This window comes from Streptomyces beigongshangae (assembly GCF_019710745.1).
Taxonomy (GTDB): domain Bacteria; phylum Actinomycetota; class Actinomycetes; order Streptomycetales; family Streptomycetaceae; genus Streptomyces; species Streptomyces beigongshangae.
In genome coordinates this window covers 73,279-91,539 of record NZ_JAHKJW010000032.1, presented here as the reverse complement: position 1 = coordinate 91,539, position 18,261 = coordinate 73,279, and the positions used below count along the sequence as shown (strand labels likewise).

Genomic DNA, 18,261 nt, shown 5'->3' with positions numbered 1-18,261 from the left:
GACCGTGCCCGCGACCGCGGCGCCCAGCCCCTCGGGCCGCGCGGGCGGCACCCCCGTGCGGGCGGCCAGGGTGAGCGCGAGCCGGGCGGCGGCCGCCGACACGACGGCCGCGAGGGCGCCCCGGGTCCAGGAGGCCCCGTACGCCTGGGAGAGCGCCGCCACCTGGGCCAGCAGTACGAAGAGCAGGGTGATGACCCCGAACGGGCCGATGTCCGACTGCTTCATGATGCGCAGCGCGTCCTCGGCGGGCCTGCCGCTGCCGAGGCCGTCGGCGGTGTCGGCGAGGCCGTCGAGGTGGAGGCCGCGGGTCAGGACTGCGGGCACGGCGGCACTCGCCACGGCCGCGAGGAGCGGGCTCGCCCCGCACACCAGCAGGAGCAGGCCCGCCGCGGCGGCGAGGAGACCCACGGCCAGCCCGGCGACGGGCGCGGCCGACATCCCGGAGCGCGCGGCCGTCCGGTCCCAGCGGCGCACCGCGACGGGAAGCACGGTGAGCGTCCCGAAGGCAAAACGCAGCCCGTCGCCCCACGACGCCCCGCGGCCCCCGGACGTCACGGGAGGAGGCTCGGGCGGCGGGGAAGGCACGGACACCACCGCAGACTACCGGCCACCCCGCCCCTCAGGGGCGCGGGGAACCGCGTGAGCAACCCCCACTCGCCCGCACCCATAAGCCGGGCCCGGCTTTCCAGGGGCGCGGGGAACTGCGCGATGAACCGGATCCACCGGATCCACCGGATCCACCGGATCCACCGGATCCACCGGATCCACCGGATCCACCGGATCCACCGGATCAGGCGGACTCCGGCAGCTCCGCCGCCAACGCCGCCGCGGCCTGCACCAACGGCAGCGCGAGCAACGCCCCCGCCCCCTCCCCGACCGTCACCCCGTGGGAGAGCAGCGGTTCGAGCGCCATCCGGTCGAACGCCTTCGCCTGCGCCGGCTCCCCACTGGCCTGCCCGGCCAGCCACCAGTCCGGTGCCCGGAAGGCGACCCGCTGCCCGACCAGCGCACAGGCCGCGGACACGACTCCGTCCAGCACCACCGGCGTCTTGCGCACGGCGCTCTGCAGCAGGAACCCGGTGATCGCGGCGAGATCGGCCCCGCCCACCGTCGCGAGCAACTGCAACTGGTCCCCGAGGACGGGCCGGGCACGACGCAGGGCGTCACGGACCGCCGCGCACTTGCGCATCCAGGCGAGGTCGTCGATGGCCCGCCCCCCGCGCCCGGTCACCACCGACGCGTCGGTCCCGCACAGCGCGGCGACCAGCACCGCCGCCGCGGTCGTCCCGCCGACGCTCACGTCCCCGAGCACGACGAGGTCGGTCCCGGCGTCCGCCTCCTCGTCCGCGACGGCGACCCCCGCCCGGAAGGCGGCCTCCGCCTCCTCCGGGGACAGCGCGTCCTCCACGTCGATCCGCCCGGACCCACGCCGCACCCGGTGCCGTACGACCTCGTCCGGCAGGCTCCCGGGCTCGCAGTCGAGCGCCATGTCCACCACCCGCACGGGCACCCCGAGCCGCCGGGCCAGTACCGCCACGGGGCTGGAGCCGTCCAGCACGGAGCGCACCAGGTCTTCGGCGCTCCCGGCCGGCCGCGCCGACACCCCCAGCCCGGCGACCCCGTGGTCCCCGGCGAACAGCACCACGCGCGGACGCTCGATCGCCCGCACCGGTACGGCCGCCTGCGCGGCCGCCAGCCACTCACCGAGTTCGTCGAGGCGCCCCAGTGCTCCCGGCGGCACGATCTGGCGCTCCCGGCGCGCCTCCGCGTCACGGCGTACGCCGCCGTCGGGGCGCTCGATCAGATCGGTGAAGTCGTCGAGATTAAGCGAGCTCATTCGCCGAACAGTACCGGCAGCGGTCCGGCCGGGATCCTGACGGGCGGTCAGTGCGCCGGACGGGGTCCTCGCGCCGGGGACCGCCCTCCCGTGCCTTCCGGTGCGCGATGAATTGTCATACCGGTTTGTATCGGTTGGTGACGGCTCATATCACCTTCCACAGGTTTCTACACCGTCGGACCGGCAGGAGCAGACAGACCATGCCCCCCACACCCGTCCAGCCCCAGCCCCATCCCCAATCCCAGCCCCAGCCCCAGTGCCAGCCCCAATCCCAGTCCCGGCGCCGCGCCGTGCAACCGGGCGAGCCGACCGTGGGCACCGACCGCCTCCACGAGCCGCGCAGACCCGACTGCCCCTGGTGCGGCTCGGGACGGCTGCGCACCCGGCCGCGCACCCCGGACCTCCTCCGGCACAGACCCGGCACCTCCGTCCTCGACGAGTGCGAGGACTGCGCCCACGCCTTCCGGAACCCCCGCCCGACCACCGAGGGCCTCGCCTTCCGGCACCGGGGCTCCCACGAGAACCAGGACCGGCGCCACCGGGCCGCGGCCCGCGCCATGCTCCCGTTCCCCGAGCCGGAGAGCTGGCTGGACGTCGGCACCGGACACGGCCACTTCCCCGAGGCGGCCAAGGAGCTGTTCACGTACACGTCCTTCGACGGGACCGACCCCACCGCGCGGGTCGAGCGGGCCCGGACCGCGGGCCGGGTGGAGGAGGCGCACCGCGGCCGGCTGCCCGACCTGGCCGGGCGGCTGCGCGCCCGCTACGACGTGGTCAGCATGTTCCACCACCTGGAGCACAGCCCCGACCCCCGCGAGGAACTGCGCGCCGCGCTCGCCGTACTGCGTCCGGGCGGGCACCTGCTCGTCGAGGCCCCGGACCCGGACCGCCCGTTCGGCGCGCTGCTGGGCAAGCGGTGGGTGTCCTGCTGCCGGCCGCAGCACCTGCACCTCATGCCGCTGCGCAACCTGCTCGCCGAACTCGACGCGCTGGGCTGCTCGGTCGTCTCCACCGGCCGCCGCGAACCGCATGTCCCGTACGACCCGACCGGCGCCCTGGCGCCGCTCCTGCGCCGCGCCCGCTTCTCGGACGCGTACCGGATCATCGCCCGCAAGAACCCCCGCGCGGACGCCTGCACGGACGCCCGAGCGACATCCTGCCGCTGACCCGGCCAGTCGTCTCCAACTCTTCTGGCCCTTCCAGCCCTTCCAGCCCTTCCAGCCCTTTCCGGCTCTTCTGGTTCCTTTCGGTCCGGGCTCAGCCCTTCAGGGCGAGTGCCTGCCCCGCCACCACCAGCAGGACGTGCTCGCACTCGGTCGCGAAGGCCGTGTTGAGGCGGCCGAGCTCGTCGCGGTAGCGGCGGCCCGAGGGGGTGGCGGGGACGATGCCGGAGCCGACCTCGTTGGAGACGGCGACCACCGTGCGGCGGGAGGCGCGGACGGCGGCCGTCAGTTCCCCGACGCGCGCCCGCAGCGCGCGTTCACCGCCGCCGGCCCACTCGTCGTCGTCCCACGCGCGCACGGAGTCCATCGCGTCCGTCAGCCACAGGGAGAGGCAGTCGATCAGCACCGGCGGCCCGTCCTCCGCGAGAACCGGTACGAGGTCGCAGGTCTCGGCGGTACGCCAGGAGCCGGGGCGCCGCTCACGGTGCGCGTGCACCCGCGCCGCCCACTCGCCGTCCCCGTTCCGCGTCCCGCCCGTCGCCACGTACAGCACGTCCGGGAAGGACTCCAGCCGCCGCTCCGCCTCCACCGACTTGCCGGAGCGGGCCCCGCCGAGCACCAGTGTGCGGCGCGGCACGTCGGGCACGTCCTCGTACACCCCGACGGTGGACGTCGTGCCGTCCGGCACCGCCCGGGCCCCCGCGGCCGCGAGGCGCCGGCGCAGCTCCCGGCCCGGCGGGACGTCGTGGTCGAGGTGCACCGCGAGGACGTCGGTCGCCGGTCCGACCGCACCCGCCAGCCGCAGCCGGGCCAGCGCGTCGGGCCGCCCGACGACATCGGCGACCACCATGTCGTACGTCCCGCCCGTCTCGTCCGGACCCGCGGGGGCCGCGCCGGGCGGCAGGTAGAGCAGCCGCAGACCGTCCGGGCCGGTGACCGCGTACCCGGTGCCCGGGGCGTCCGTCGCCAGCGCCCGCACCCGGTGGCCCGTCAGCAGCGTCAGCTCCTGCCCGTCCGGCACGCGCCCCGGCTGCGGCAGACCGGCGGGCACCTCCACGGCGGGCCCGTCGTGCGGATGCGAGAGCAGCACCTGCCGCACCCCGCTCAGGGAACGCCCGGCCCGCGCCGCCGCGAAGACCGCGCCGGGCGTCAGGTCGAGGAGCAGCACCCCGTCCACCAGCAGGGCGGTGGCGGCCCGGGAGGCCGCACCGAGCGCCACCGCGCAGACGGCGCACGAACAATCGGGCCGGGGCAGTCCCAGCGGCCCGCCGGTACCAAGCAGAGTCACGTCCACGGAGGTGATTTTTCCGTGCCGGCGCGGCTCGTGCCCGCCAGGGGGTGCACAAGGAGCCACCTCCTCAGGACACCGGACGAGTACCGGACGAGCACCGGACGATTGACGCAGCGCCTAGGCTGACGGCAGTAGCCCGATCTTGCTGGGTATTTCTGGGAGGCTGACATGGCGGCATGGACGTGGCGGTTCGAGAAGGCCGACGGGACGGAAGTCCAGCCGGCGGTCCAGCCCGAGGAGTTCACCACCCAGGGCGACGCGGAGTCCTGGCTCGGCGAGCACTGGAAGGAGCTGGCCGAAGGGGGAGCGGACCAGGTCCGGATCTTCGAGGACGCCACGGAGGTCTACGGCCCGATGAGCCTGCACCCCGAGGAGTCCTAGACCCCCTGCCCGTACGGGTGATGACGTGTGGGACGGGTGAGACGTGCGAGGGGCCGCGGCCGTACGGAGGCCGCGGCCCCGCGCCGTCCGGTCGGGTACGCCGCGTCCTCAGCCGCGTACGCCGCACAGGTGCAGCAGTGCCGCCACCCGGCGGTAGGGGTCCGTCCGCCCGGCCCGCTCCTCGGCGGCCAGCAGGACGTCCACGTCGTCCGGCAGCGCCGCGTCGTCGGCGGCCGTGTCCGTGAAGACCCGCACCCCGTACCAGGCGTGCAGCGGTGCCCCGATCCCGGCCAGCGTGCCGGTGAGGGTGTCGAGCCGGTCGGCGCGGACGTCGAGTCCGAGCCGGTTCCGGTACGCGTCGGTGTCGAACGAGGCCAGCGCTCCCGGCCAGTCGCCGGCCAGCCCCGGCCGCATGGCCAGCGCGTCGGCGTTGCGCACCAGCAGGGACAGCAGCCCGCCGTGGGCCAGCATCCGGGCGAGACCCGCGAGCAGCGCGTCCGGCTCCTCGACGTACATGAGCACGCCGTGGCACAGCACCACGTCGAAGCTGCCGGGCAGGAAGTGGACGCCGGTGTCCCGTCCGTCGCCCTCGACGATCCGTACCCGGCCTCGGATGCCCTCCGGTTCGGCGGAGAGGGACTCACGGGCCACGGAGATCATCGTGGAGTCCTGCTCGATCCCGGTCACCTGGTGCCCGGCCCGGGCCAGCCGCAGGGCCTGCGTGCCCTGGCCCATGCCCACGTCGAGCACGCGCAGCCGCTGCCCCACCGGGAACCGTCCGGCTATCTGCTCGTCGAGCTGCCGGGCCACCAGCTCCTGCCGCACGGCCTCGCGCAGCCCGCCCAGCCCGTTCAGCCAGGCGTCCGCCGCGCCGCCGGTGAAGGATGCCGCGCTCAGGGTCGCTCTCCGCGCTTGACCTGAGGCTTCGGCAGCCGCAGGCGACGCATCTGGAGGCTGCGCATCAGCGCGTAGGCGACGGCGCCGCGCCTGGGCTCGTCCGGGAAGCGCGCGTTCAGCTGCTTCTTCAGGCGGATCGCGATGCCGATGGAGTCGAGCACGATCAGCACGATCACGAAGAGCCACAGCAGCAGCGCCACGTTCTGCAGCTGGGCGACCCGGACCATGCTCAGCACGAGGATGACCACGGCCAGCGGCAGGAAGAACTCGGCGATGCAGAACCGCGAGTCGACGAAGTCCCGCGCCAGCTTGCGCACCGGGCCCTTGTCACGGGCGGGCAGGTAGCGCTCGTCACCGCTCGCCAGCGCCTGGCGCTGCTTCTCCATGTGGGCACGGCGCTCGTCGCGCTGTCGCTTCGCTGCCTCCTTGCGCGACGTCGGCGTATTGGCCACGCTGCGGCGCTGGGACTGGGCCTCGCTGCGCTTGGGCGTGGGCCGACCCTTGGGGGCCTGCGGGTCACGGATCTGAGTGGAGTCGGTCACCGGCGCCTTGTCGGCGTGGGCCTTCTCTTCCTTGGCACGGCTACGGAACACAAAACCCAAGGGTAAGGGGTATGGAGGCATGGACGTCGGCCGACTGGGGAACGATCCGGCAACACCGGTCGTCCGTAAGGGGACAGAGAGGCCCGAAACGGAAGGGCGGTGCGCGGTTCCCGCGACCGACCCCGGGACGGACCTCGGGGAACACCTACTCCCTACGCCGGAGCGAGATCGTCGACAGTCGTCCTTGGGGATGAGCGCATCCGTCCCCGAACAGTGCAGTAATAGATGCAGGGCCCGTACTGTGGGTTCTGTTGCAGTCACTGGAGCCGGAGTCCGTCAGAAGGGGGCGCGCGAAGCCCATGAGCGGTGTCATGAAGCGTATGGGGATGATCTTCCGCGCGAAGGCGAACAAAGCCCTTGACCGGGCCGAGGACCCGCGCGAAACCCTCGACTACTCGTACCAGAAGCAGCTGGAGCTGCTGCAGAAGGTGCGCCGCGGCGTCGCCGACGTGGCGACCTCCCGCAAGCGGCTGGAACTGCAGCTGAACCAGCTCCAGGGCCAGTCCTCCAAGCTGGAGGACCAGGGCCGCAAGGCGCTCGCGCTGGGCCGTGAGGACCTGGCCCGTGAGGCGCTGTCCCGCCGGGCGGCGCTCCAGCAGCAGGTGACGGACCTGGAGACGCAGCACCAGACCCTCCAGGGCGAGGAGGAGAAGCTCACCCTCGCGGCCCAGCGGCTGCAGGCCAAGGTCGACGCCTTCCGCACGAAGAAGGAGACGATCAAGGCGACGTACACCGCCGCCCAGGCCCAGACCCGGATCGCCGAGTCCTTCTCCGGCATCTCGGAGGAGATGGGCGACGTGGGCATGGCCATCCAGCGGGCCGAGGACAAGACCGCGCAGCTCCAGGCGCGGGCCGGCGCCATCGACGAGCTGCTCGCCTCCGGCGCCCTCGACGACCACTCGGGGCTCGCCAAGGACGACATCCAGAGCGAGCTGGACCGGCTCTCCGGTGGTACGGACGTGGAGCTGGAGCTCCAGCGCATGAAGGCCGAGCTGGCCGGCGGCACCTCGTCCCAGCAGGCGATCGAGGGCGGTCAGGACCAGACTCGTTCCCAGCAGCAGCCGCAGGACACCCCGCGCTTCGACAAGCAGTAGCGGCACGGGCCGGGGAGGCCGTCCCACGCCGAGGAGGGCGTCATGATCGTACGGATCATGGGGGAGGGACAGGTGAGGCTGGACGACAGCCACCTCGCCGAGCTGGACGAGCTGGACGACGAGCTCCTCGCGGAGACGAGGTCCGGTGACGAGGAGGGCTTCCGGCGAACGCTGGGGGCGCTGCTCGAAGCGGTACGCCGACTGGGCGTCCCACTCCCGGACGACTCCCTGGAGCCGTCCGAACTGATCCTCCCGTCCCCCGACGCAACACTCCCGGAAGTCCGCAGGATGCTCACGGACGACGGCCTGATCCCGGGCTGAGCCTCTCCTGCCACCAACCGGCTTGAAAGCAGGGGCGCAGCCCCGCGTTTTTCAGGGGCGCGGGGAACTGCGCGCCCAGCCCCCACCGAACCCGCGGCCGAAGCCGGCGAGGAGATTCGGGGCTTGCCCCAGGTTCGAGGGCTTGCCCCCGTGACGCCCCCACAGCCCCGTACCGTAAGGAGACGTGAGCACACTCCAGCGTGCCCGGAACCGCCTCCGCCACCACCCCCTGATCGTCGACGGCGCCCTCGCCGCCGCCGTCCTGGCCTGCATGGTGATCGGTTCGTTCGCCGAGCCGAACGGCCGGCACGGCACGAGCTGGGGCACCCACAACATGCCCGACCCCCTCAGCCTCTTCCTCACCGCGCTCGCCGCGGCCGCCCTCGTCCTGCGCCGCCGCAGCCCCATGAGGGTCCTCGCCGCGACGGGCGCCCTGTCCACGGTCGAGTTCGTCATCGGCGACCCCCGCGCCCCCGTCGCGATGTCCGCCGCCGTCGCCCTCTACACCGTCGCCTCCACCACCGACCGCCCCACCACCTGGCGCGTCGGCCTCCTGACCATGACGGTCCTGACCGCCGTCGCGATGCTCGCCGGCCCCCTGCCCTGGTACGCCCAGGAGAACCTCGGGATCTTCGCCTGGACGGGCATGGCCGCCGCCGCGGGCGACGCGGTCCGCAGCCGCCGCGCCTTCGTGCACGCCATAAGGGAGCGCGCCGAACGCGCCGAACGCACCCGCGAGGAGGAGGCGCGCCGCCGGGTCGCGGAGGAGCGCCTGCGTATCGCCCGCGACCTGCACGACGTCGTCGCCCACCACATCGCCCTCGTCAACGTGCAGGCCGGCGTCGCGGCGCACGTCATGGACAAGCGCCCCGACCAGGCGAAGGAGGCCCTCGCCCACGTACGGGAGGCCAGCCGCTCCGCGCTCAACGAACTCCGCGCCACCGTCGGCCTGCTGAGGCAGTCCGGCGACCCCGAGGCCCCGACCGAGCCGGCGCCGGGCCTGCACCGCCTCGAAGAACTCGTCGGCACCTTCCGCAGCGCGGGCCTGCCCGTCGAGGTGGCCCGCACCGACCAGGGCACGGCCCTCCCCGCCGCCGTCGACCTCGCCGCGTACCGCGTCATCCAGGAAGCCCTCACCAATGTGCGCAAGCACGCGGGCCAGGACGCGAAGGCCGAGGTCAGCGTCGTACGCGTGGGACCGGACGTGGAGATCACCGTCCTGGACGACGGCCCCGGCGACGACACGGCGGCCCGGCGGGAGGAGAGCGGCGGCCACGGACTGCTCGGCATGCGCGAGCGGGTCACCGCGCTCGGCGGCACCTGCACCGCCGGACCCCGCTACGGAGGAGGCTTCCGGGTGCATGCGATCCTGCCGGTCAAGAGTGGCGCCCAGAGCGGCACCCAGAGCGCGGCCCCCGCCCGCACCGGCCCCACGAACACCACGCCCACGAACACCGCCGCCACCCACCCGGCACCCGAGGGGAACCCCGCATGACCATCCGCGTCCTGCTCGCCGACGACCAGGCCCTGCTGCGCAGCGCCTTCCGTGTCCTGGTCGACTCCGAGTCCGACATGGAGGTCGTGGGAGAGGCGTCGGACGGCGCGGAGGCGGTACGGCTGGCCCGCGAGGAACGCGCCGACGTGGTCCTGATGGACATCCGTATGCCCGGCACCGACGGCCTCGCCGCGACCCGGCTCATCAGCGCCGACCCCGCCCTCGCCCAGGTCCGCGTCGTGATGCTGACGACCTTCGAGGTCGACGAGTACGTGGTGCAGTCGCTGCGGGCCGGAGCCTCCGGCTTCCTCGGCAAGGGCTCCGAACCGGACGAACTGCTGAACGCCATCCGCGTCGCGGCCGGCGGCGACGCGCTGCTGTCGCCCGCCGCCACCAAGGGGCTGATCGCGAAGTTCCTCGCGCAGGGCGACGACGACGGCCGGGAACCGGCCCGCTCCGAACGCCTTGCGGCACTCACCGTCCGCGAGCGCGAAGTCCTCGTCCAGGTCGCGGGCGGGCACTCCAACGACGAGATCGCCGAGCGGCTGGAGGTCAGCCCGCTCACGGTGAAGACCCACGTGAACCGGGCCATGGCCAAACTGAGGGCCCGCGACCGGGCCCAGCTCGTGGTGATCGCGTACGAATCCGGACTGGTCCGCCCAAGGGTGGAGTGAGCTGCGCCCGTACGTACTGCGGTCGCGGTATGCGCGGCGTGAGGAACGGGACCTGGGGGCGACGGGAGGGGCCCCGCCCATGGCTCAGAGTGATAGGCGAACGCTCACATGAGCCTCTCGCGCCGCTCCAGCCCCGGGAACCCCCAGCGCCACGTTCCCCGAGCCCCGAGCAACAAGCCCCGAGCAACAAGCCCCGAGCAACAAGTCCCAAGCAACAGAAGAGAGACCTGCCACCCATGTCCTGGCTGTCCCGCTTCAGCCTCGCCCAGCGCGCCCTCATCGGGTTGATGTCGATCATCGCGCTCGTCTTCGGCGCGATAGCGATCCCGCAACTCAAGCAGCAGCTGCTGCCCACCATCGAACTGCCCATGGTGTCGGTCCTGGCGCCGTACCAGGGCGCGTCCCCCGACGTGGTCGAGAAGCAGGTCGTCGAGCCCATCGAGGACAACCTCGAAGCCGTCGACGGGATCTCGGGCGTCACCTCCACGGCCAGCGAGGGCAACGCCCTGCTCATGGTCTCCTTCGACTACGGCAACGACTCCGCCCGGATCGTGGCCGACGTCCAGCAGGCCGTGAACCGCGCCCGCGTCCAGCTCCCGGACGACGTGGACCCGCAGGTGGTCGCCGGTTCCACCGACGACATACCGACCGTCGTCCTCGCCGTCACCTCGGACCGCGACCAGCAGGCCCTCTCGGACCAGCTGGACCGCACCGTCGTCCCCGCGCTGAAGGGCATCGACGGCGTCGGCCAGGTCGCGGTCGACGGCGTCCAGGACCTGGAGGTCGCGGTCACGCCCGACGACGCGAAGCTGGCGAGGGCGGGGCTGACCACGACCGCGCTCGGCCAGGCCCTCCAGGCGGGCGGCGCGACCGTCCCGGCCGGCTCCTTCGACGAGGGCGGCAGCAACCGCACGGTCCAGGTCGGCGGCGGCTTCACCTCCCTGAAGCAGATCGAGGACCTGATGGTCCCGGTCCAGGGCGAGGGCGAGGGCGGCGGAAAGCCCGTACGCCTCGGCTCCGTCGCCACCGTCGAGGAGAAGGCCGCCAGGACGCAGTCCATCACCCGCACCGACGGCAGGCCCAGCCTCGCCGTCTCCGTCACCATGGACCACGACGGCAGCGCGGTCGCGGTCTCCGAAGCGGTCCAGGACAAGCTGCCCGGCCTGCGCAAGGACCTCGGTTCCGGCTCCACCCTGACGGTCGTCAGCGACCAGGGCCCGGCCGTCTCCAAGTCCATCGAGGGCCTGACCACCGAGGGCGCGCTCGGTCTCCTCTTCGCGGTCCTGGTCATCCTGGTCTTCCTGGCGTCGGTCCGTTCGACGCTGGTCACCGCGGTCTCCATCCCGATGTCGGTCGTCCTCGCGCTGATCGTGCTGTGGGTGCGCGGCGAGTCGCTCAACATCCTGACGCTGGGCGCCCTGACCATCGCCATCGGCCGGGTCGTCGACGACTCGATCGTGGTCCTGGAGAACATCAAGCGGCACCTCGGCTACGGCGAGGAGCGCCAGGAGGCGATCCTCAAGGCCGTGCGCGAGGTCGCGGGCGCCGTCACCGCCTCGACGCTCACCACCGTCGCCGTCTTCCTGCCCATCGGCCTGACCGGCGGCATGGTCGGCGAGCTCTTCGGCTCGTTCTCGCTGACGGTGACGGCGGCCCTGCTGGCCTCGCTGCTCGTCTCGCTGACGGTCGTCCCCGTGCTCTCGTACTGGTTCCTGCGCGCCCCCAAGGACGTGCGCGGGGCAGACCAGGAGGAGGCGCGCCGCAAGGCCGAGGAGAAGGAGGCGCGCAGCCGTCTCCAGCGCTTCTACGTCCCGGTGCTGCGCTTCGCGACCCGCCGCCGCCTCACCAGTGTGGCCATCGCGGTGGTGGTGCTCCTCGGCACGTTCGGCATGGCGCCCCTGCTGAAGACGAACTTCTTCGACCAGGGCGACCAGGAGGTCCTCACCGTCAAGCAGGAGCTGAAGCCCGGCACCAGCCTGACGGAGACCGACGCCCAGGCCAAGAAGGTCGAGAAGATGCTCGACGGCGTCAAGGGCGTCGAGGACTACCAGGTCACGATCGGCTCCTCCGGCTTCATGGCCGCGTTCGGCGGGGGCACGGACACCAACCAGGCCTCGTACACCGTCAAGGTGGCCGACTCCGCCTCCTTCGACGACGTCCAGGACGGCATCGAGGAAGGGCTCGGCAAGCTCTCCGGCATCGGTACGACCACGGTCGCGGCCGGTGACGGCTTCGGCAGCCAGGACCTGAGCGTCGTGGTGAAGGCCGCCGACGCGGACGTCCTGCGCGAGGCGGCGGAGAAGGTCCGGGACGAGGTCGCGAAGCTCGACGACGTCACCGACGTCAACAGCGACCTGGCCCAGTCCGTGCCGCGGATCTCGGTCAGGGCCAACGACAAGGCGGCCGCCGCCGGGTTCGACGACAGCACCCTCGGCGCGGCCGTCGGCCAGGCGGTGCGCGGCACCACCAGCGGCAAGGCGATCCTCGACGACACCGAGCGGGACGTCGTCATCAAGTCGGCGAAGCCGGCCGCGACGCTGGCCGAACTGCGCAACCTGAAGCTCGGCGCGGTGGAGCTCGGCGACATCGCCACGGTCAAGCTGGTCGACGGCCCGGTCTCGATGACCCGCATCGACGGCCAGCGCGCGGCCACCATCACGGCGAAGCCGACCGGGGACAACACCGGCGCGGTCAGCACCGAGCTCACGACGAAGCTCGACAAGCTGAAGCTGCCGGCCGGCGCCACGGCCTCCATCGGCGGGGTGTCCGAGGACCAGGACGACGCGTTCGCGTCCCTGGGCCTGGCGATGCTCGCGGCGATCGCGATCGTGTTCATGCTGCTGGTGGCGACCTTCCGGTCGCTGGTCCAGCCGCTGATCCTGCTGGTCTCGATCCCGTTCGCGGCGACGGGCGCGATCGGCCTGCTCGTGGTGACCGGCACCCCGCTGGGCGTGCCGTCGATGATCGGCATGCTGATGCTCATCGGCATCGTCGTCACCAACGCGATCGTGCTGATCGACCTGATCAACCAGTACCGCGCACAGGGTTACGGCGTCGTGGAGGCCGTGCTGGAGGGTGGCAGGCACCGCCTGCGCCCGATCCTGATGACGGCCCTGGCGACGATCTTCGCCCTGATCCCGATGGCCCTCGGCATCACCGGCGAGGGCGGCTTCATCGCCCAGCCGCTGGCGGTGGTCGTGATCGGCGGCCTGATCTCGTCGACGCTGCTGACGCTGCTGCTCGTACCGACGCTGTACGCGATGGTCGAGCTCCGCAAGGAGCGCCGCGCGGAGAAGAAGTCCGCGAAGCGCGAGAAGAAGGCCGAGCCGGAGCCGGTGAGCGTGTGACCGCCTGACGGTGAGCTGGCTTGACCGCTGACCGTGCCCCCGTACGTCCGACGTACGGGGGCACGGTCGTGTCCTTCAGGTCTACAAGGAGTTGACGAACTCGGCCCAGGCGGTGGCTGGGACGACGAGTACGGGGCCGTGGGGGTTCTTGCTGTCGCGCACGGGGACGAGGTGGGGGTAGCCCTCGGCGATCTCGACGCACTCACCTCCGTTGGTGTTGCTGTAACTGCTCTTACGCCAACGGGCAGTGCTCAGCTCGGGGGTGTGTCGCATGGCTTGTGGTCCTCCATCGCCTTCCGGATCAGCTTCACCGACTCAGGCAGCGTGAGAGCGTTGGCGCGCAGTACCTCGTACTGGCGCCGCCGCTTCTTCGCCGCATCCGGGTCCTCGTAGAGGTAACCGGCCTGGCTGCCTTCTTCGTAGGCCACCGTGGAGCCGTTGGGCAGAGTCAGCAGAGTCAGCGCGCTGCCCATCAACGAGTGCGGGCCCGCGCTGAACGGCATGACCTGAACCTTACTGTCCGGAGTGTCCGCCTGGGCGAGCAGCGAAACCAACTGCTCGTACATGCAGGCCGGGCCGCCGACTCGGCGAAGGATCACCGACTCGTCGATGATCGCCCAACGCAACGGCGGTGAGTCCGAGCGCTGCCTTTCCTGCCGGGCCATCCTGGCCGTGACGCGCTCCTCGACCTGTTCCTCGCTCAACTCCTCCTGACAGCGCAGCAACGCCCGGGCGTAGGCATTGGTCTGTAGGAGACCGGGCAAAGCCTGTGCCCCGTACTGGTCGATGACCTCGGCCGTTCCCTCGAAATCCATGTAGCGGCGGTACTGGTCGGGATGGGCCTCCCGCCTGGCCAGTTGGTACAGCCCGTGGAAGTGCTTGTCCGTCCCGAACGCCGCGTCGAGCCGGGACGGCAGGTCGGGCGGCGGCATCAACTCCGCCGTCTCGACCCGCGCGAGCGTGCTCTTGCTGGAGTTCACGACGCCTGCGAGCTGTACGAGTGACAGGCTCGCCTCCTCGCGGTGGCGGCGCTGCTCGGAGCCGAAGTAGTGGCGGGCGGACAGGTACGGGGTCAGGGCCTGTGGCTTGAACACCATCGGTGTCACCTCTCTGTTGTCCCGTTCTCGACGGTGGGACGGGACGCCCCTGTCGAGACCAGGTGGCACATGGTGATGATGGTGGCACAGACGGTGACGATCGGTATCGGGAGTGATGCAAGATGATGCGCGACGGAACGGGTGCTCCACTGCGGTTGCTCCCGTGGACCACTCCGGAGGGCGCCCCGTGCTACCTCAGCACGAACGACTCCCGCAGCCGTCTGTCCCGTATGGCCGACGAGTTGGAGGCGGATCTGCTCGACTCGGCCGAGTTCGTCCTGACGCAGGCGAAACCTCTGCTCACCGAGAAGGGAGTGGGGGAGCGGGAATTGCGCTTCACGGGAGTGCGCCTGGCGGAGGCGCTGGGAGACGCGCTGCGGATCGCCGAGAGCCGGGGTGCGCGGTTGCTGGAGGGGTGAGTGCGGAGTGCGAGGGGCGCCCTTCTGATCGAAGGGCGCCCCTCGCCTGCGTACGAGGCCGGACTACGGCAGTGCGAGCATCCGCTCCAGTGCCAGCTTCGCGAAGTGCTCGGTCTCGTGGTCCACCTCGATGCGGTTGACCAGCTTGCCGTCGGCCAGGGACTCCAGGGTCCAGACCAGGTGCGGCAGGTCGATGCGGTTCATCGTCGAGCAGAAGCAGACCGTCTTGTCGAGGAAGACGATCTCCTTGCCCTCGGGGGCGAAACGGTTCGCCAGGCGGCGGACCAGGTTCAGCTCCGTGCCGATGGCCCACTTGGAGCCGGCCGGGGCTGCCTCCAGCGCCTTGATGATGTACTCCGTCGAGCCCACGTGGTCGGCCGCGGCCACGACCTCGTGCCGGCACTCGGGGTGCACGAGCACGTTCACGCCGGGTATGCGGGCGCGCACGTCCTCCACCGACTCCAGCGAGAAGCGGCCGTGCACCGAGCAGTGCCCCCGCCACAGGATCATCTTCGCGTTCCGCAGCTGCTCGGCGGTCAGGCCGCCGCCCTGCTTGTGCGGGTTGTAGAGGACGCAGTCGTCGAGCGACATCCCGAGGTCGCGCACGGCGGTGTTGCGGCCCAGGTGCTGGTCCGGGAGGAACAGCACCTTTTCGCCCTGCTCGAACGCCCAGTTCAGGGCCTTCTCCGCGTTGGACGACGTGCAGATCGTGCCGCCGTGCCTGCCCGTGAACGCCTTGATGTCCGCGGACGAGTTCATGTACGAGACGGGCACGACCTGCTCGGCCACCCCGGCCTCGGTCAGCACGTCCCAGCACTCGGCGACCTGCTCGGCGGTGGCCATGTCGGCCATCGAGCAGCCGGCGGCCAGGTCGGGCAGGACCACCTTCTGGTCGCCGGAGGTCAGGATGTCCGCCGACTCGGCCATGAAGTGGACACCGCAGAAGACGATGTACTCGGCCTCGGGGCGCGCCGCGGCGTCCCTGGCCAGCTTGAAGGAGTCGCCGGTGACGTCCGCGAACTGGATGACCTCGTCGCGCTGGTAGTGGTGGCCCAGCACGAAGACCTTGTCCCCGAGCTTCTCCTTGGCCGCGCGGGCGCGCTCCACCAGGTCCGGGTCGGACGGCGAGGGCAGGTCACCGGGACACTCGACGCCGCGCTCGCTCCGCGGGTCGGCCTCCCGGCCGAGAAGCAGCAGGGCGAGGGGCGTCGGCTGTACGTCGAGCACCTGGGGCTGGGCGGTGGTCACGACACGCACCCTTTCTGTTCTGCGGCTCGCTTGGACCGGCCGACTGGGACGATCAAGCGGACACGACTTTTCGTCGAAATGACGCTATCTATCATAACCGCTTCACGTCACTTTGACGATGTCCATAACGTCCATGTGACGTGAATCCCGTACGGCCGGGTCGGCGGAGGTTTTCCACAGGCCGTTTTCCGCTTGCAACCGGGTGTGCGAGCATGAAGGGAGAACTCAAAGACTCAACGCCCGGCCCGGAATGAATCCGCGGCCCCGCCGGTTGCAACCGTCGGCAAGCAGTCTCCGTACAACCCGGGAGAGAAGCAGATGTCCGTATCGGACGAGACCACCACCGTGAGCGACGGCATCCTCCTGTCGGACGCCGCCGCGGCCAAGGTCAAGGGCCTGCTGGAGCAGGAGGGCCGTGACGACCTGGCGCTGCGCGTCGCCGTCCAGCCCGGCGGCTGCTCCGGCCTTCGGTACCAGCTCTTCTTCGACGAGCGCTCCCTCGACGGCGACGTCGTCAAGGAGTTCGGTGACGTGAAGGTGGTCACCGACCGCATGAGCGCCCCGTACCTGGGCGGCGCCTCCATCGACTTCGTGGACACCATCGAGAAGCAGGGCTTCACGATCGACAACCCGAACGCGACGGGCTCCTGCGCCTGCGGCGACTCGTTCAACTAGTCCCCGGCCGCACCACCCGGCGACAGTCGCAGAAAGGCGGCGCCCCCTCCGAGGGGGCGCCGCCTTCCGCGTTCCCGCGGCCGTCAGCCGACCGGCTTCGGCAGGTCCTTCTCCGGCGGTACGGCGCGGCCGTCCGGGGCGACCACCTCGCGGTCCCCGAGCGGCTTGCCGAGGTCGACCTTCTCGTGGAAGACCTTGGCGACCATGATGCAGGGCTCCTCCGGCTGCGACGTCTCGGTCACCCGGACCGTCACCGTGCCGCCGGTCTCGTCCACCGAGGCCGAGTAGTCGCTGCACACGCCTCCCGTGAAGCGCACGGACAGCTCCTTCCCGTCCGCGCGGTAGCCCTCGACCCGGACGTCACGCGTCGAGGTCCCCTTGCCCGTCCCGTCGTCACCGCTCCCGCTCGTCCGGGGGCTCGGCCGGACCGTCGGGTCCTGGCTCGGGCCGGGGTCCGGTGCGCTCGGGGCGGCCAGGTACTCCGGGTCCACCGCGGGGTGGGTGACCGTGAAGGCGTCGCCCGCCCCCGAGGGGCGTACCTCGAAGAGCCAGGACGGCACCAGCGCCTGCCGGCCCTCCACGAAGTGCGCGGCCAGACCGAACACCGCCTCCTCGACGACGACCGGCTCGGGCTTCGGCGCCGTGCCCGACGTCTCGCAGGGCGCCCCGCTCGCGCCCTTGTCGGCCTTCCCGCTCCTGTCGTCCTGGTTCTTCAGGGGCGCGGGGCTCGCGCAGCCGCCGATGCCCGCCCGCCCGTCGCCCTTTCCGGACCCGTTCAGCAGGTCGAGCGTCTCCTCGGGGCCGAGGACGGGGTACGTGTCCCCCTTCACCGGTGCCTTCAACTGGCCGCTGCCGCCCGCCACCCGGCCGTCCGGGCCGACCTGGACGCCGGTCGTCCAGCCGTACGTGGGCAGTCCGCCGACCTCCGGCTCCGCGTTCACCACGCGTACGGCGCCCATCAGCTGGCCGGCGTCGAGCTTCGCCCCGTCCTGGCCGACCGCCTTGAGCACCGGCGCCGCCGCCTTCTTCGCGGCGTCCACGCCCACCGGGTCCACCTCGGCACCCCTGGCGCTTTCGTTGCCGTTCCCGCTCGCGTCCCCGCTGCCGCCCGCGCTCCTGTTCGCGCACGTCGTGGTGCCCTTGCAGTTGTCGGTGCCGGGTGCGAAGCGGCTGAACGTCCAGCCGCCGGGCGCCTGTCGGCTCACCCGCAGACCGGACCCGAAGCCGTCCTTCGTGGCGCCGACCTGCCAGGCGTCGCCCACCGCCTTCGGTGTGCCCTCCACCTCCAGCGCCTTCGCGAGCCGCGCCACCTCCGCCGCGGAGACCTGGCCCTTCGCCCGGTACACGGCCGCGGAGGAAGGGCCGTCGGGCAGCTCGCCCCCGGCGCGGTAGACCGCGCCGTTCGGGTCCGGCTCGCCGGGTGCGATGCCGTTCGTACCGGAGGTACCGCTCGCGCCGCTCCCCGTGTAACCGTCGAGGACGAGGGGCGGAGGGGCGCCGTCACCGCCCGGCGCGCCGGAGCGGTCCTCGCCGCCCGAGCCGCCGGAGCCGCCGGAGCCGCCGGACGCGGTGGCGGCGAGGTACGCCCCGCCGCCGCCGACGAGGAGCACCGCCGCCGCCACCGAGGCGACGGCCACCGTCGGACGCCGTCGGCGCGGCCGGTCCTCGTCGGCGGCCGGAGCCGCTCCGTTGTCGGGTCGCTCGGTGTCCACCGCGTCAC

Annotated in this window: 18 protein-coding genes; 9 read left to right on the top strand and 9 right to left on the bottom strand. The window is 72.0% G+C overall.

Annotated elements, in window-relative coordinates:
- Positions 1 to 555: adenosylcobinamide-GDP ribazoletransferase (locus tag KM933_RS24245; protein ID WP_221355613.1), on the bottom strand; the 555-nt coding region annotated here is incomplete at its 3' end.
- 235 nt (positions 556 to 790) lie between these two features.
- Positions 791 to 1,837 carry a nicotinate-nucleotide--dimethylbenzimidazole phosphoribosyltransferase gene (gene cobT, locus KM933_RS24240; protein ID WP_221355611.1) on the bottom strand — a complete coding sequence of 349 codons (1,047 nt, stop codon included), beginning with the start codon at positions 1,835 to 1,837 and terminating at the stop codon, positions 791 to 793.
- Between the two features lie 200 nt (positions 1,838 to 2,037).
- Here cobT and KM933_RS24235 point away from each other — a divergent pair, with 200 nt between their 5' ends.
- The gene (locus tag KM933_RS24235) at positions 2,038 to 3,003 is read left to right on the top strand and encodes a class I SAM-dependent methyltransferase (protein WP_221355609.1); all 966 of its coding nucleotides are present in this window, start codon (positions 2,038 to 2,040) and stop codon (positions 3,001 to 3,003) included.
- A gap of 91 nt (positions 3,004 to 3,094) precedes the next feature.
- Here the strand turns inward: KM933_RS24235 and KM933_RS24230 are convergent, their stop codons facing one another.
- Positions 3,095 to 4,294 carry a bifunctional adenosylcobinamide kinase/adenosylcobinamide-phosphate guanylyltransferase gene (locus tag KM933_RS24230; RefSeq protein ID WP_221355607.1) on the bottom strand — a complete coding sequence of 400 codons (1,200 nt, stop codon included), beginning with the start codon at positions 4,292 to 4,294 and terminating at the stop codon, positions 3,095 to 3,097.
- Between the two features lie 165 nt (positions 4,295 to 4,459).
- Between KM933_RS24230 and KM933_RS24225 the strand changes: the two genes are divergently transcribed.
- On the top strand, positions 4,460 to 4,672 hold the full coding sequence (locus KM933_RS24225) for a hypothetical protein (RefSeq protein WP_221355605.1): 213 nt from the start codon (positions 4,460 to 4,462) through the stop codon (positions 4,670 to 4,672).
- Between the two features lie 108 nt (positions 4,673 to 4,780).
- Here KM933_RS24225 and KM933_RS24220 read toward each other — a convergent pair whose 3' ends face one another.
- Together KM933_RS24220 and KM933_RS24215 are read right to left on the bottom strand one after the other, a co-directional pair.
- The gene (locus KM933_RS24220) at positions 4,781 to 5,482 is read right to left on the bottom strand and encodes a class I SAM-dependent methyltransferase (RefSeq protein WP_221355627.1); all 702 of its coding nucleotides are present in this window, start codon (positions 5,480 to 5,482) and stop codon (positions 4,781 to 4,783) included.
- Between the two features lie 83 nt (positions 5,483 to 5,565).
- Entirely contained in the window at positions 5,566 to 6,192 is a 627-nt protein-coding gene (locus tag KM933_RS24215; protein WP_221355604.1) for a DUF3043 domain-containing protein, read from the bottom strand.
- A 278-nt stretch (positions 6,193 to 6,470) separates the two neighbouring features.
- Between KM933_RS24215 and KM933_RS24210 the strand changes: the two genes are divergently transcribed.
- From KM933_RS24210 to KM933_RS24190, 5 genes are all read left to right on the top strand, one after another.
- Positions 6,471 to 7,265, top strand: coding sequence for a PspA/IM30 family protein (locus KM933_RS24210; protein WP_221355602.1), 795 nt, complete (start codon positions 6,471 to 6,473; stop codon positions 7,263 to 7,265).
- Positions 7,266 to 7,307: 42 nt separating this feature from the next.
- Positions 7,308 to 7,586: a PspA-associated protein PspAA gene (gene pspAA, locus KM933_RS24205; RefSeq protein WP_221355599.1), complete on the top strand. Its 279-nt coding sequence runs from the start codon at positions 7,308 to 7,310 to the stop codon at positions 7,584 to 7,586.
- A gap of 184 nt (positions 7,587 to 7,770) precedes the next feature.
- Positions 7,771 to 9,081, top strand: coding sequence for a sensor histidine kinase (locus KM933_RS24200; RefSeq protein ID WP_221355598.1), 1,311 nt, complete (start codon positions 7,771 to 7,773; stop codon positions 9,079 to 9,081).
- The gene (locus KM933_RS24195) at positions 9,078 to 9,755 is read left to right on the top strand and encodes a response regulator transcription factor (RefSeq protein ID WP_221355595.1); all 678 of its coding nucleotides are present in this window, start codon (positions 9,078 to 9,080) and stop codon (positions 9,753 to 9,755) included. The genes KM933_RS24200 and KM933_RS24195 overlap by 4 nt, the downstream gene beginning before the upstream one ends.
- A 236-nt stretch (positions 9,756 to 9,991) precedes the next feature.
- Complete coding sequence (locus tag KM933_RS24190; protein ID WP_221355593.1) at positions 9,992 to 13,102, top strand: efflux RND transporter permease subunit; 3,111 nt, start codon at positions 9,992 to 9,994, stop codon at positions 13,100 to 13,102.
- An 81-nt stretch (positions 13,103 to 13,183) separates the two neighbouring features.
- Here the strand turns inward: KM933_RS24190 and KM933_RS24185 are convergent, their stop codons facing one another.
- Together KM933_RS24185 and KM933_RS24180 are read right to left on the bottom strand one after the other, a co-directional pair.
- Positions 13,184 to 13,375: a DUF397 domain-containing protein gene (locus tag KM933_RS24185; protein ID WP_221355591.1), complete on the bottom strand. Its 192-nt coding sequence runs from the start codon at positions 13,373 to 13,375 to the stop codon at positions 13,184 to 13,186.
- A complete protein-coding gene (locus KM933_RS24180; RefSeq protein ID WP_221355589.1) occupies positions 13,354 to 14,199 on the bottom strand; it encodes a helix-turn-helix domain-containing protein in 846 nt (281 codons plus the stop codon). The genes KM933_RS24185 and KM933_RS24180 overlap by 22 nt, the downstream gene beginning before the upstream one ends.
- A 122-nt stretch (positions 14,200 to 14,321) precedes the next feature.
- Between KM933_RS24180 and KM933_RS24175 the strand changes: the two genes are divergently transcribed.
- On the top strand, positions 14,322 to 14,618 hold the full coding sequence (locus KM933_RS24175; RefSeq protein ID WP_221355586.1) for a hypothetical protein: 297 nt from the start codon (positions 14,322 to 14,324) through the stop codon (positions 14,616 to 14,618).
- 63 nt (positions 14,619 to 14,681) lie between these two features.
- Here KM933_RS24175 and nadA read toward each other — a convergent pair whose 3' ends face one another.
- A complete protein-coding gene (nadA, locus tag KM933_RS24170; protein ID WP_221355585.1) occupies positions 14,682 to 15,866 on the bottom strand; it encodes a quinolinate synthase NadA in 1,185 nt (394 codons plus the stop codon).
- Positions 15,867 to 16,184: 318 nt separating this feature from the next.
- Between nadA and KM933_RS24165 the strand changes: the two genes are divergently transcribed.
- The gene (locus tag KM933_RS24165) at positions 16,185 to 16,541 is read left to right on the top strand and encodes a HesB/IscA family protein (protein WP_221355583.1); all 357 of its coding nucleotides are present in this window, start codon (positions 16,185 to 16,187) and stop codon (positions 16,539 to 16,541) included.
- An 83-nt stretch (positions 16,542 to 16,624) separates the two neighbouring features.
- Here the strand turns inward: KM933_RS24165 and KM933_RS24160 are convergent, their stop codons facing one another.
- Entirely contained in the window at positions 16,625 to 18,253 is a 1,629-nt protein-coding gene (locus KM933_RS24160) for a hypothetical protein (protein ID WP_221355581.1), read from the bottom strand.
- Positions 18,254 to 18,261: the final 8 nt, after the last annotated feature.